The 11540-nt window shown below is 63.4% G+C and carries 8 protein-coding genes; 4 read left to right on the top strand and 4 right to left on the bottom strand.

Annotated elements, in window-relative coordinates:
- Positions 1 to 198: 198 nt before the first annotated feature.
- The 3 genes from AB7535_RS04790 to AB7535_RS04780 all read right to left on the bottom strand — a co-directional run bounded on the left by AB7535_RS04790 (position 199) and on the right by AB7535_RS04780 (position 3278).
- Positions 199 to 993, bottom strand: a complete 795-nt coding sequence (locus tag AB7535_RS04790; protein WP_085404431.1) for an ABC transporter ATP-binding protein — start codon at positions 991 to 993, stop codon at positions 199 to 201.
- Positions 994 to 1006: 13 nt separating this feature from the next.
- A complete protein-coding gene (ntrB, locus tag AB7535_RS04785; protein ID WP_085404432.1) occupies positions 1007 to 1903 on the bottom strand; it encodes a nitrate ABC transporter permease in 897 nt (298 codons plus the stop codon).
- A gap of 61 nt (positions 1904 to 1964) precedes the next feature.
- A complete protein-coding gene (locus AB7535_RS04780) occupies positions 1965 to 3278 on the bottom strand; it encodes a CmpA/NrtA family ABC transporter substrate-binding protein (RefSeq protein WP_085404433.1) in 1314 nt (437 codons plus the stop codon).
- 673 nt (positions 3279 to 3951) lie between these two features.
- Between AB7535_RS04780 and AB7535_RS04775 the strand changes: the two genes are divergently transcribed.
- Both AB7535_RS04775 and AB7535_RS04770 read left to right on the top strand, forming a co-directional pair.
- On the top strand, positions 3952 to 4791 hold the full coding sequence (locus tag AB7535_RS04775) for a formate/nitrite transporter family protein (protein ID WP_028146778.1): 840 nt from the start codon (positions 3952 to 3954) through the stop codon (positions 4789 to 4791).
- A 55-nt stretch (positions 4792 to 4846) separates the two neighbouring features.
- A complete protein-coding gene (locus AB7535_RS04770) occupies positions 4847 to 6583 on the top strand; it encodes a bifunctional protein-serine/threonine kinase/phosphatase (RefSeq protein WP_167768251.1) in 1737 nt (578 codons plus the stop codon).
- 748 nt (positions 6584 to 7331) lie between these two features.
- Here the strand turns inward: AB7535_RS04770 and AB7535_RS04765 are convergent.
- Positions 7332 to 8249, bottom strand: coding sequence for an intradiol ring-cleavage dioxygenase (locus AB7535_RS04765; protein ID WP_085404435.1), 918 nt, complete (start codon positions 8247 to 8249; stop codon positions 7332 to 7334).
- A gap of 162 nt (positions 8250 to 8411) precedes the next feature.
- Between AB7535_RS04765 and AB7535_RS04760 the strand changes: the two genes are divergently transcribed.
- Together AB7535_RS04760 and AB7535_RS04755 are read left to right on the top strand one after the other, a co-directional pair.
- Complete coding sequence (locus AB7535_RS04760) at positions 8412 to 9686, top strand: serine hydrolase domain-containing protein (protein WP_085404436.1); 1275 nt, start codon at positions 8412 to 8414, stop codon at positions 9684 to 9686.
- 391 nt (positions 9687 to 10077) lie between these two features.
- On the top strand, positions 10078 to 11535 hold the full coding sequence (locus tag AB7535_RS04755) for a sensor histidine kinase (RefSeq protein ID WP_085404437.1): 1458 nt from the start codon (positions 10078 to 10080) through the stop codon (positions 11533 to 11535).
- The last annotated feature ends 5 nt before the right edge of the window (positions 11536 to 11540 follow it).

Genomic DNA, 11540 nt, shown 5'->3' with positions numbered 1-11540 from the left:
AAGGTATTTCAATTTCCGTGCCAATTGCGCGCGTTCGGGAAATACAGGGAATTCAGGGGCTTGTTCGCATTGCCCGAAATTCTTCCAGGTGTATTTCGCTCGCAAATTTTGCGATTCGCTCAATCCTTGTGCGGCGCACAAGGATTGAGCGAGGTGTCGATTATTTAGGCGCGTTTATCATCCACGTTAAACCTTGGTTTACGCGGCCTCGACGAATCGATGACGCTCGTAGAGGAACTCGAGCACGCGGTGGCGGCACTTCAAATAGGTGGAGTTGGTCGCAAGATCGAGCCGCTTGCGGGGACGTGCGAGCGGCACCTCCAGCACCTCGCCGATGCGCGCGCTCGGCCCGTTCGTCATCATGACGATGCGATCGGATAGCAGCACCGCCTCGTCGACGTCGTGGGTGATCATCAGGATGGTGTTGCCGAGCTTCTGATGCAGCGCCATCACCGAGTCCTGCAGATGCGCGCGGGTCAGCGCGTCGAGCGCGCCGAACGGCTCGTCGAGCAGCAGCACCTTCGGTTCCATCGCCAGCGCACGGGCGATGCCCACGCGCTGCTTCATGCCGCCGGAGACTTCCGAAGGACGCTTGTCCCTGGCGTGGGCCATCTGCACCAGGTTGAGATTATGCATGACCCAGGCGTCGCGTTCGGCGCGGGACTTGGTCCTGGCAAAGACCTTGTCGACGCCGAGCTTGACGTTCTCGTAGACGGTCAGCCACGGCAGCAGGCTGTGGTTCTGGAACACCACCGCGCGATCGGGCCCCGGCGAGTTGACCTCGCGGTTCTCGAGCAGCACGCCGCCGGTGGTGGCGCCGGTCAGGCCTGCGATGATGTTGAGCAGGGTCGACTTGCCGCAGCCGGAATGGCCGATGATCGAGACGTATTCGCCCTTCTCGATCGTGAGATTGATGTCCTTCAGCACCTCCGTGCTGGCGGCACCGCGGGTAAAGACCTTGTCGATATGGTCGAGCTTCAGATAGGCGGTCATGTGCCCTTCTCCCTCAGTTCTGCGCCGTGCCGCGGGTGACGATCTTGCCGAGACCCGCGATCAGGCGATCGAGCACGAAGCCGACGATGCCGACATAGAACAGCGCAAGGATGATCTCGCTGATATGCGAGGAATTCCAGGCGTCCCAGATGAAGAAACCGATGCCGACGCCGCCGATCAGCATTTCGGCTGCGATGATGGCGAGCCAGGACAGGCCGATGCCGATGCGAAGGCCCGTGAAAATGTAGGGCGCCGCCGCCGGGATCATGATCTTGCCGAAGAACTCGAGCGGATTGAGCTGTACCACCGCGGCGACGTTGCGGTAGTCCTGCGGGATGTTGCGGATACCGACCGCGGTGTTGATGATGATCGGCCAGATCGAGGTGATGAAGATGACGAAGATCGCCGATGGCTGGCCGTCGCGGAACGCAGCGAGCGACAGCGGCAGCCAGGCCAGCGGCGGGATGGTGCGCAGCACCTGGAACAGCGGATCGAGCCCGCGCATCGCCCAGACCGACTGCCCGACCAGCACGCCGAGCGCGATGCCGGCGATCGCCGACAACGAATAGCCGAGCGCGACGCGCTGAAGGCTTGCAGAGAGATGCCAGAACAGGCCCTTGTCGATGCCACCATGATCGAAGAACGGATCGAAGATCAGTTCCTTGGTGTCCTTGAACACCTTTGACGGCGGCGGCAGCGCCGAGCCGGCGCGGCGGCACACCAGCTCCCACACCAGCGTCAGCAGCGCGATCACGACCAGCGGCGGAATCACGCGCACGGCGGTCTCCCTCGCCATACGCGCGTAGGCCTCTCTGCGCGGCGGACGCTTGAGCGTCATCGCGACGACCGGCGCGGAAGCACCCGCAGGCGTCGCAGTCTCAACCTCAATCTTCGTGGCAGGCATGTTCATTGAAAATCCCTCTCCGGCTTCAAAGGACGACGCGGCCGCCTGACGGCGGCCGCGGGTTCCATCAGACTTCGACGCGCTTGATCGCGAGCGATTTCAGATAGGCAGCCGGATTTTCGGGATCGAACACCTTGCCGTCGAAGAAGGTCTCCTTGCCGCGCGAGGTGGAGGCTGGAATCTCCGAGGCTGCGACACCGAGGGTCTTGGCCGCATCGCGCCACATGTCTTCGCGGTTGACCTTGCCGATCAGGGCCTTGCTGTCGAAGGAAGCTTCATATTTGCCCCACCGGATGTCCTCGGTCATGAACCAGAGATCATGGCTCTGGAACGGATAGGAGGCGAAGTCGCGCCAGTACTTCATGATATGCGGTGAGTTCTCGACCACCTTGCCGGCATTGCCGTAGTCGAACTTGCCCTTGGCGCGATCGGCGATGTCCTCGACCGGGCAGTTGATCCACTGCCGTTTCGCCATGATGGTCGCGAGCTCTTCCTTGTTCTCCATCTTGTCGGCCCATTGCTGCGCCTCCATCACGGCCATCAGGATTGCCTTGGCAGCCTTCGGGTTCTTGTCGACCCAGGCCGCGCGCATGCCGAGCGACTTTTCGGGATGCTTGCTCCAGATCTCGCCGGTGTTGACGGCGGTGTAGCCGATGCCCTGATGCACGAGCTGCCCGGGCCAGGGCTCGCCGACGCAGAACGCGTCCATGGTGCCGACCTTCATGTTCGCCACCATCTGCGGCGGCGGCACGGTGATGGTCTCGACGTCCTTGTCGGGATCGATGCCGCCGGCGGCGAGCCAATAGCGGACCCAGAGGTCATGCGTGCCGCCCGGGAAGGTCATCGCGACCTTGGCCGACTTGCCATCGGCCTTCTTCTTCTCGAACGCCGCCTTCAGCACCGACGCGTCGGCACCGACCTTGAGGTCGGCATATTCCTTGGCGACCGAGATGCACTGCGCATCGAGATTGAGCCGCGCCAGGATGTACATCGGGGTCGGCTGGTTGTTCTGCGTCACCTTGCCGGCGGAAATCAGATACGGCATCGGGGTCAGGATGTGCGCGCCGTCGATGCCGTTCCCCTCCGAGCCGAGCACGAGATTGTCGCGCGTGGTGCCCCATGAGGCCTGCTTCTGCACGTCGGTGTCGGGCACGCCGAATTTGGCGAACAGGCCCTTGTCCTTGGCGACGAAGAGCGGACCGGCATCGCTCAACGCGATGAAGCCGAGCTTGGCGCCCTTGACCTCGGGGCCTGCGTCCTGCGCGAAGGCGCCGGCGGGGAAATTCAGCTTGGCGGCGGCGAGAAGAGCGGCGGTGCTGCCGGCGGCCTTCAACAATTGACGGCGGCTCAGGCCCGAGGGCTGGCGGGTGCGCTTGGTCATAGGCAGTGTCGTCCTTTGCATCGTTGCAGAATTGATGGCGTCAGTGCGCGCGAGTGGCCCGTCCGTCCGTGACGCCAGAAACAGGCGCATGCGAACGCATGGCGGGGGAGACCCCCGTCTGGTGGCGTCGGCAAATCGGATGAGAAGTCTCGCGGGACGGCTTCAATGGCGTCGGCTTGAATGATTCAAGCTTCATGCCAAGCCCGCCACTCCGAAAAATGTCGAAAAATGAATGGGTTATTGACGCCGCGCCAGACTGTCGCAGGCCTGCTGCGCACGCGGATTTTGCGGATTGCTCATTCCTTGTGCGCCGCACAAATCTTATGCAGCCGCCCAAGCAAAAGGCCGCGCGTCCGCAAAAGTCAGCTGAACGCGTGCGGCATCTGATTGATATCGCTAGCCTTTTCCAACACACCCACACGGCACGCAACTTGCTTCTTCACCGACGTCAACGAAGACTGCGGCTTGCCGCATTGTTGCAGCCTCTGGCGGCTGCATCCCGGAAGCTCAACTGCTTCGCGGCCCTCCCGGCTCAGTCCTCGTGACGCGATTCCCAAGGCTTCCAGACCTTCCATAGCCCTCGTGCGCGGCAGAGCTGTCCGCACGGCCAATGATGTTCAGCTGCGCTCTCTCGGGCGTGTCGATCTCACTTACGAAGCAAAAGGAACCATTGATGTCGTATCTCGCGCCTTCGGAATTCGTCACCAAGATGGTGGATGCGGGCGAGTCCAAGATCTTCATGTCCACCCGGGATACTGCCATCCGCGCCTTCATGGCCGGCGCCATCCTCGCACTCGGCGCATGGTTCGCCATCACCATCAACGTGAACACCGGCCAGCCGCTGATCGGCGCGATACTGTTTCCCGTCGGCTTCATCATGCTGTACCTGCTCGGCTTCGATCTGCTCACCGGCGTGTTCGTGCTCTCGCCGCTCGCCCTGATCGACAAGCGTCCCGGCGTCACGCTTGGCGGCGTGCTGCGCAACTGGGGCCTCGTCTTCGTCGGCAACTTCGCCGGCGCCTTCACCGTCGCCTTCATGATGGCCTTCGTGACGACGTTCGGCTTCACGCAAGACCCCGACAAGGTCGGAGCGGCGATTGGAAACATCGGCGAAGGCCGAACGCTCGGCTATGCCGCGCACGGCGCGGCCGGCATGGCGACGCTGTTCATGCGCGGCATGCTGTGCAACTGGATGGTCTCGACCGGCGTCGTCGGCGCCATGATCTCGACCTCGGTCCCCGGCAAGGTCATCGCGATGTGGATGCCCATCATGCTGTTCTTCTACATGGTGTTCGAACATTCCGTCGTGAACATGTTCCTGTTCCCGTCGGGCCTGATGCTCCATGCCAAATTCTCGATCATGGATTATCTGATCTGGAACGAGATCCCGACCGTGCTCGGCAACCTCGTCGGCGGCCTCGCCTTCACCGGCATGACCCTCTATGCCACCCACGTCATGACCAAGCCGAAGCGCCAGGCCGGCAAGGCTGCGCCGACCCGCGTTGCGGCCTGATACGTCTCGACAGAGGAGCCTCGCCCGACCAGGGTGAGGCTCCCTTCGCCTGGTGATGACGATGACCCGCGGACTCCTGATCTCTGTCGGCCAGCACTCCGACAAGGGGCGCAAGCCCGTCAATCAGGATTTTCACGGCGTCCTGATTCCGGAAGAGCCTCTGCTCAGCCTGAAGGGCATCGCGGCCGTTCTCGCCGACGGCATCTCGAGCAGCACGGTGAGCCAGATCGCCAGCGAGTCGGCGGTCAAGAGCTTCCTGATGGACTATTACTGCACGTCGGAATCCTGGACGGTGAAGACCTCCGCCCGCCGCGTGCTGGACGCGACCAATTCCTGGCTGCACGCGCAGACGCGCAAGAGCCAATATGCCTATGACCGCGACAAGGGCTATGTCTGCACCCTGACCGCCATGGTCATCAAGGCGACCACGGCGCACATCTTCCACGTCGGCGACTGTCGCGTCTACCGCGTCGCCGGCAAGGCGCTCGAGCAGCTGACCGACGATCACCGTATCATCGTGTCGTCGGAGCAGACCTATCTCGGCCGCGCGCTCGGCATCAATCCGCAGATCGAGATCGACTACCAGGCTTTCGAGATCGAGGCCGGCGATACCTTTATCCTGGCGACCGACGGTGCCTATGAATTCGTCGACCAGCGCTTCATCACCAGCGCACTCGGCGAGCACGCAGCCGAGCTCGACGGGGCGGCAAAGGCGATCGTCGAGGAAGCCTACCGGCGCGGCAGCGACGACAACATCACCGTCCAGATCCTGCGCATCGACGCGGTGCCGCAGCGCGAGCCGGCCGGCATCTTCAATCAGACGTCACAGTTGCCGCTTCCGCCGCTGCCGGAGCCGCGCGCGATCTTCGACGGCTACAGGATCATCCGGGAAATCCACGGCAGCAGCCGCAGTCATATCTATCTCGCCGTCGATGTGGAGACCGAGGCGCCGGTCGCGCTCAAGCTGCCGTCGATTGATCTGCGCGACAACGCCGCCTATCTCAAGCGCTTCCTGATGGAGGAGTGGATCGCGCGCCGGATCGACAGCCCGCACGTGCTGAAGCCGCTGTCACAGTCGAGACGGCGCAGTTATCTCTACGTCGCGACCGAATTCGTCGAAGGGCAGACGCTGAAGCAGTGGATGACCGACAATCCGCGCCCCGATCTCGAAACCGTCCGTGGGCTGGTCGAGCAGATCGCCGCGGGGCTGCGCGCCTTCCACCGCATGGAAATGCTGCATCAGGACCTCAGGCCCGATAACATCCTGATCGACAAGACGGGCACCGCGAAGATCATCGACTTCGGGTCGGTCAGGGTCGCGGGCGTCGCGGAAGCCGCGCCGCGAGACGAGGCCGACGACATCCTGGGAACGGTCCAGTACACGGCGCCGGAGTACTTTCTGGGGCAAGGCGGCTCGCCGCGCTCCGACATGTTTTCGCTGGCCGTGATCTGCTACCAGATGCTGACGGGAACGCTTCCCTATGGCACCCAGATCGCCAGGATCCGGCGCAAGGCAGACGTGCGGAGACTTCAATATCGCCCGGCCGGCGACGATCGCAACGTGCCGGCCTGGGTCGACGGCGCGCTCAGGCGCGCGCTCCATCCGGATCCCTACAAGCGGCACGAGGATCTGTCCGAATTCGTCTTCGAGCTTCGCACGCCCAATCCGGCCTATCTCGACACACGGATCACGCCGCTCTTGGAGCGCAGCCCGCTGATGTTCTGGAAGCTGACCACGGCAGCGCTTGCTTGCGCAGTCGTCGTGCTGCTGGCGCTGCTGCACGGGCGATAGGGCGCAGACGTCCACTTCTAGCGGCCAAGTGGAACCATTATCGTTCGCCAGAGCATTGCCGCTGGTGACCCATATGCGACATCGGCCAAATAGCCCAAACATCGCGCGATTAGCCGGGTTTAAAGGTTGATTGCGGCTAGACGTTTTTGCGCTCGACTATGCCGTCGTGACGGCGTTGAATCCGCTACGCGGGCTCTTTTGTTTCAAGGAGGGAGGACCGAAAAGTGAAGACAACGATCATCGCACTTTGTGCCGCCGCTCTCATCGCCGCCGCACCAGCCGCGCTTGCGCAGGGTGTACCAGGCAAAGCACTTGGTCTGCAGCATAAGATCTCTAAGAGACATCACCCGGGCGTCCCCGGCTACGCTCCGCTGCATGAGCTACAAACAATGGGATCGAAGAAGGGCTATCCGGGAGCTTTCGGTTACGCGCCTAATGAACCCAGTCGTTTAGACAGAAATCTCGAAGCGTCCAGACAAGCTGGTGGTGGCGGCGGCGGTGGCGGAGGGAGTGGCATGTGAACCCACGCGCTGCACGAACAGGCGGTATCCGTCCTGCTTGATCGGGACGCTCCGGGGGCGTTAAGGCCGGCTCGCCTCGCGTCTTCTTTATGTTCGCAGTATGTTTGTTGTTGGCCCAACTCGGACATCCAGTGAGGTCCGCTGTTGCGCAGCTACCAGAAGCACAGCGGACGTCGCACGCGCCCTGACTACCGAGCGGTCTAGAAGCGCGCTCTAGCGAGAATTCCTCACGCCGGCTCCGCAGCCTTCACCCCCAGCGGCTTCGGCGCCATGCCGCCGCCGGGCTTGAGGTGGAATTCGTAGGTCATCAGGTGCCACTGCCCGTTTGCCTTGGCGCCGTCGGGCATCTCAGGGTCGTTGCGCGGCTCGACCTTGGCGACGAGGTCGTCCTTGACGCCGAACACCACGTCGGAATCGAGATATTTGTCGCCGTCCATGAAGACGTGGGTGATCAGCGGCTCATAGCCTTTCGCATTGACGAGGAAGTGCACATGAGCGGGGCGCATCGGATGGCGCTTGGTCTGCGTGATCATCTCGCCGACAGGGCCATCGGTCGGGATCGGATAGCTGCACGGCAAAATGGTGCGGAAGAAGAAGCGGCCGTCGGCGTCGGTGATGAAGCGCGCCCGCGCCGAGGCACCGACCTCGTCGTAGTTCGGTTTTTGTGAATCGTAGAAGCCGTCATCGTCGGCATGCCAGACGTCGACGGGAACGCCCGCAAGCGGCTTGCCCTTGAGGTCGGTGACGCGGCTCTGCACGAACATCCGTTCGCCGGTCTGATTGTTCGGCGAGATGTCGGTGCCGTGCGCGGTGACCTTGTGCTCGCCGACATAGAACGGGCCGAGCACCGTGGTCTGGGTGGCGCCCTCGCGATCCCTGTGGTTGACGGCGTCGACCAGCATGGAGACCCCGAGCACGTCGGAGAGCAGGATGAATTCCTGCCTTGTGTCGGTGCATTTGTGGCCGGTGCGGGTCAGGAAATCGATGGCGTATTCCCATTCCTCGAAGGTGAGACCGGTCTTGCTCACGTAATCGTGCAGCGACTTCACCAATTCCTGGAGCAGGAATTTTGCCCGCGCATCAGGCGTATTGTCGAAGCTCTTGACGACGGCTTCGGTGAGTTCGGTCTCGTTGAACTGGGTCATGGTGCGTTTGCCCTGAATTTTCTCGTTGGCCCGGATGGGCTCCTTGGAGGCGTTCCACAGTGCAGCCTACACCAGCAGGCCCGGCCGCGTTAAGCGCAACCGGCTTGGAATGGGGCCGGCATTTCGCTATCAACTTTCCGACAAAACGCCCCGGAGGAACTGATGCTCGCCCCTACCCCCGCCTCGCCCGAATCCGTGGGCATGTCCAAGGCCGCGCTCGACCGCGTCGATGCGCATCTGAAGAGCCGCTACATCGATGCCGGCCGCTTCCCGGGCACGCACCTGCTGGTCTATCGCCGCGGCAAGGTCGCCCACAGCTCGGTGCAGGGCTTTGCCGACGTCGAGCGCAAGGCGCCGGTCAAGGACGACACCATTTACCGCATCTATTCCATGACCAAGCCGCTCACCAGCGTCGCCTTCATGATGCTGGTCGAGCAAGGCCTCGTGGCGATCGACGAGCCCGTCGCCAAATACATTCCGGAATGGAAGGATCTCGGCGTGTTCGTCGCCGGCACCGCGCCGGCCTTCCTGACCCGGCCGCCGTCCCGGCCGATGCTGATCGTCGACCTGCTGCGGCACACCGCCGGTCTCACCTACGGCTTCCAGCAGCGTTCCAACGTCGATGCCGCCTATCGCACCGAAAAGATCGGCGAGGTCGAGAAGTCAGGCACGCTGCAGAGCATGATCGAGGCGCTGGCAAAAATTCCGCTGGAGTTCTCGCCGGGCGAATCCTGGAACTACTCGGTGGCGACCGACGTGCTCGGCTATCTCGTCGGAAAAATCTCCGGGATTCCCTTCGAGCAGTTCCTTAAAACGCGCATCCTCGATCCGCTCGGCATGACCGACACTGATTTTCACGTGCCGGCCGCCAAGGCGCATCGCTTCGCCGCCTGCTACTCCGCCGACCCGGGTGGCGGCATGACCTTCCATGCCGGCCAGCGCCGCGAGGGCCTGACGCTCCAGGACGACCCGACCAAGAGCTCGTTCCTGTCGCCGCCCTCGTTCATCTCGGGCGGCGGCGGACTATGCTCGACGGTCGCCGACTATCTCACCTTCTGCCGCGCGCTGCTCAATGGCGGCGAGCTGGGCGGCGTCCGCCTGCTCGGGCCGAAGACGCTGGCGCTGATGACGAGCAACCACATTCCAGGCGGCCGCGCGCTGCCGGAGGTGTCGCGCTCGCTGTTTTCGGAAGCCACCTATAACGGCATCGGCTTCGGCCTCGGCTTCGCCGTGACCATGCGGCCGGCGGAGACGCTGATCGCCGGCAGCCCGGGCGAATATAATTGGGGCGGTGCGGCCACGACCTCGTTCTGGATCGACCCGGCCGAAGAGCTGATCACCATCTTCATGACGCAGGTGCTGCCGTCGAGCGCCTATCCGCTCCGGCGCGAACTGCGCAGCATGGTCTATGCGGCGATCACCGAGAGCAATCTCTGAGCTGCGTCTCAACAAGAACGGGCCCTCGCGATCGATCGCGAGGGCCCGTCGTTGTAGTGCATATGGCCGACCAGATAAATTCCGCCGCCGAGCACCAGAACGGCGGGCACGGCCCACAAAATCAGAACTGCGTCATCCTCCTCAGTTGGACGTGCAGACCTGACGGTCTTCATGCCGCTTTCAGCCTCGGTGCGCGACTTGACGCCCGCGACCGCGCTGCAAAATCTCTCCCTGACGTGCTCGCCGGACGCGAAAATCGTGGCGCGGTGGAAGTCTCACCCGTATGGTCTCCCCAAAATCATAATCCGGCGCCGCTGCGCTGGAACCGGGACGCCCGCGTTTGTCAAAGCTCACTCTGCCGGTCCGGCTCGCTCTTCTGGTCACGGGAACGATGTTGCCGCTGATCGTCTTTGCGGTCGGTATTGCCTATTCCAACTATCGCCAGGACCGCAGCGACGCGACACGACGCGTGCTGGAGACGGTGCGAAGCATGCGCCTCGTGCTCGATTCCGAAGTGCAGCGGATGACCGGCGGCTTGCAGGTGCTGGCGCTCAGCAACGCCCTGCAAAGCGGCGACTTCGACGACTTCCGCCGGCTGGCAACCGGGTTCATCAGCCAATATGGCGAGGACAGCGTCCTGCTGGTGGCGGACGGGAGCGGGCACCAGCTGTTCTCGACCGTCACGAGTGAAACGACAAACCTGCCACCCCGCAACAATCGCGAGATCGTCGAGCGGGTATTTGCGAGCAAGTCACCGCAATATTCCGACCTGTTCACCGGCTCGACCAAGAACCGGCCGATCGTGACCGTCGAGGTTCCCGTGCTGCGCAACGATGAGGTCGTCTACGCGCTCTCCTTCAGCCCGCCGATCGCGACATTCCAGAAACTGGTCGAGCAGCAGCGGCCGAACGATCAGTGGACGGTGTCGCTGCTGGACACCAAGGGTCGCGTGTTCGCGCGCGCGCCCAATCCGGCCGAGACGTTCGGCAAGCAGGCCTCCGGCGCACTGAACGATGCGATGGCCCGGACGCCGGAGGCGACCCTCTCCACCGTTTCGCTCGACGGCGTCGCGCTGTCCTCCGCCTATACGAGATCGCGGCTGACCGGCTGGACGGTCGTGGCCGGTGTCGCCGAGAGATCGCTGATCGCCCCGCTCTGGCGCGACATCGCGATCACCAGCCTGATCGGCGGCATCCTGCTGCTGACCGGCCTGACCTTCGCGGTGCGGATGGCGACCACGATCGCGCGCGGCGAGATGCTGCACAATCTGCTGATCGAGGAGCTCAACCATCGCGTCAAGAACACGCTGGCCTTGATGCAGGCGATCGCAGTGCAGACCTTCCGAAGTTCAAGCCGGGACGAGCGGACCAAGTTCGAGGGACGGCTCGGTGCGCTCGCCGAGGCGCATAATCTCCTGAGCCAGGAGAAATGGGCGGGCTCGGAGCTGAGGGACGTGATCGCGCGCGTGCTCCAGCCGTTCCTGCTGAGCAATCCCGATCGCATCCGCATGGCCGGCCCCACCGTGCCGCTGTCGCCGCGGCTCGCCGTGGTGCTGTCGATGATCGTGCACGAGATCGCCACCAACGCCGCGAAATACGGCGCGCTGTCGAACGAGACCGGCCGGGTCACGCTGGAATGGGAGGTCATCGCCGACACGCCGAAGCCCCGGCTGCGGCTGATCTGGAGCGAGATCGGCGGACCGCCGGTGACGGAGCCGGTGCAGCGCGGTTTCGGATCGCGCCTGATCGAGCGCAGCGCGCGCGACCAGCTCGGCGGCGAGGCGACCGTCGACTTCCTGCCGCGCGGCGTCGTCTGCACGGTGACGTGCGTGCTGGACGAGGCGCGGTGAACGGA

This window comes from Bradyrhizobium sp. 956_D2_N1_4 (assembly GCF_052076025.1).
Taxonomy (GTDB): domain Bacteria; phylum Pseudomonadota; class Alphaproteobacteria; order Rhizobiales; family Xanthobacteraceae; genus Bradyrhizobium; species Bradyrhizobium barranii.
The sequence above is the reverse complement of the archived record's forward strand: the minus strand, read 5'-3'. Positions and strand labels throughout refer to the sequence as shown.

Bases quoted from the DNA above. Each gene is read 5' to 3' on its own strand.
- AB7535_RS04790 (WP_085404431.1), bottom strand. From the start codon at position 993: ATGACCGCCTATCTGAAGCTCGACCATATCGACAAGGTCTTTACCCGC.
- ntrB (WP_085404432.1), bottom strand. From the start codon at position 1,903: ATGAACATGCCTGCCACGAAGATTGAGGTTGAGACTGCGACGCCTGCG.
- AB7535_RS04780 (WP_085404433.1), bottom strand. From the start codon at position 3,278: ATGACCAAGCGCACCCGCCAGCCCTCGGGCCTGAGCCGCCGTCAATTG.
- AB7535_RS04775 (WP_028146778.1), top strand. From the start codon at position 3,952: ATGTCGTATCTCGCGCCTTCGGAATTCGTCACCAAGATGGTGGATGCG.
- AB7535_RS04770 (WP_167768251.1), top strand. From the start codon at position 4,847: ATGACGATGACCCGCGGACTCCTGATCTCTGTCGGCCAGCACTCCGAC.
- AB7535_RS04765 (WP_085404435.1), bottom strand. From the start codon at position 8,249: ATGACCCAGTTCAACGAGACCGAACTCACCGAAGCCGTCGTCAAGAGC.
- AB7535_RS04760 (WP_085404436.1), top strand. From the start codon at position 8,412: ATGCTCGCCCCTACCCCCGCCTCGCCCGAATCCGTGGGCATGTCCAAG.
- AB7535_RS04755 (WP_085404437.1), top strand. From the start codon at position 10,078: ATGTTGCCGCTGATCGTCTTTGCGGTCGGTATTGCCTATTCCAACTAT.